Source organism: Corallococcus sicarius (assembly GCF_003611735.1).
Classification (GTDB): domain Bacteria; phylum Myxococcota; class Myxococcia; order Myxococcales; family Myxococcaceae; genus Corallococcus; species Corallococcus sicarius.
The window spans coordinates 1-1,522 of the sequence record NZ_RAWG01000618.1; the positions used below are offsets into that span (position 1 = coordinate 1).

At 68.9% G+C, this 1,522-nt stretch carries 1 protein-coding gene; it reads left to right on the plus strand.

Annotated features, from left to right (window positions below):
* The first annotated feature begins 72 nt into the window (after positions 1–72).
* Positions 73–1,487 (plus strand): IS3 family transposase gene (locus D7X12_RS41270; protein ID WP_439329424.1). Its coding sequence is split into 2 segments (ribosomal slippage): positions 73–433 and positions 433–1,487, totalling 1,416 coding nucleotides; the frame shifts between segments, so codons are not numbered across the junction.
* Positions 1,488–1,522 lie beyond the last annotated feature (35 nt).

Genomic DNA, 1,522 nt, shown 5'->3' on the forward strand with positions numbered 1-1,522 from the left:
CCCTCTCTGCCAACGTGAGTGAGACAGTTCGTACCCAGCAGTTTAGTGTGCAGGGCGACCCAGGCAGGGACGATGAATCCGGTGGTGAAAGAGGCTCGGGTCCGGGAGACCGAGGTGGTGGAGAAGGCGAAGCGTCGCCGCTTCACGGCGGAGGACAAGCGGCGCATCCTCGAGGAAGCGGACCGCTGCACGAAGCCCGGTGAGGTGGGGGCGCTGCTGCGCCGCGAGGGGCTGTACTCCTCGCTGTTGAGCGTCTGGCGACGCCAACGTGAGGCCGGAGGACTGGCGGCACTGGCACCCTCCAAGCGAGGCCCCCCGGCGAAGGTGGCCGAGCCCGGGGCCCGGAGAATCGCCGAGCTGGAGAAGGAGTTGGCCCGCGCCCAGGCGCGGCTCAAGCGCGCGGAGGCCCTGCTGGACCTCCAAAAAAAAGTATCGGAAATCCTGGGAGTGGAACTGCCCAAGCAAGACGAGGAGCCCTGATGGCCGCGGCACGCGAGGCCGTGGGCGAGCTGGGCATCGCGCCGGTGTGCCAGGTGATGGGCCTGCCGCGAGCCACCTACTACCGGAGCCTGCGGCCGAAGCAGGCGCCGGCTCGCGGGCGCCGCCGTCCGCCGCGGGCCTTGTCCCCCGAGCAGCGGGCCGAGGTGCTCGCCGTGCTGCATGAGCCGAGATTCCAGGATGCAGCGCCCGCGGAAGTCTCCGCACAGCTGCTCGATGAGGGGCGCTACCTGTGCTCGGAGCGCACCCTGTACCGGGTGCTGGCCGAGAACCAGGAGGTGCGCGAGCGCCGCGACCAGCTGCGCCACCCCCACCACCCGGTCCCCCAGGTGCACGCGACAAAACCGAACGAGCTCTGGAGTTGGGACATCACCAAGCTGCATGGCCCGGCGAAGTGGACGTACTTCTACCTCTACGTCGTCATGGACGTCTTCAGCCGCTCCGTCGTCGGCTGGCTGGTGGCGCACCGCGAGTCGGCCGCGCTCGCCCAGAAGCTCCTGGCACAAACCTGCGAGCGCCAGGGCATTCAACCCGGCCAGCTGACGATTCACGCCGACCGCGGCACTTCGATGACGTCCAAACCCGTGGCCCTGCTGATGGCGGACCTCGGCGTGACGAAGACGCACTCCCGGCCCCACGTCTCCAACGACAACCCCTTCAGCGAGGCCCACTTCAAGACGCTGAAGTACCGCCCCGACTTCCCCCAGCGCTTCGGCTGCCTTGAGGACGCCCGCGGCTACTGCGGCGACTTCTTCCGTTGGTACAACGAGGAGCACCACCACGCGGGGCTGGGGCTGCTCACCCCTCACGACGTCCACCACGGCCTGGCGGACGCGCGCCTCGCGGCCCGCGCGACCGTCCTCGCCGCCGCCTTCGCCGCGCACCCCGAGCGCTTCCCCCACGGCCCACCGAAGCCGCAGGCCCTTCCGAACGCCGTCTGGATCAACAACCCCGCGCGGCTTGCCTCTTCACATCAGGCTGCGCAGTAATCTCTCGAATCCACTGTCTCATTCACGTTGACAGG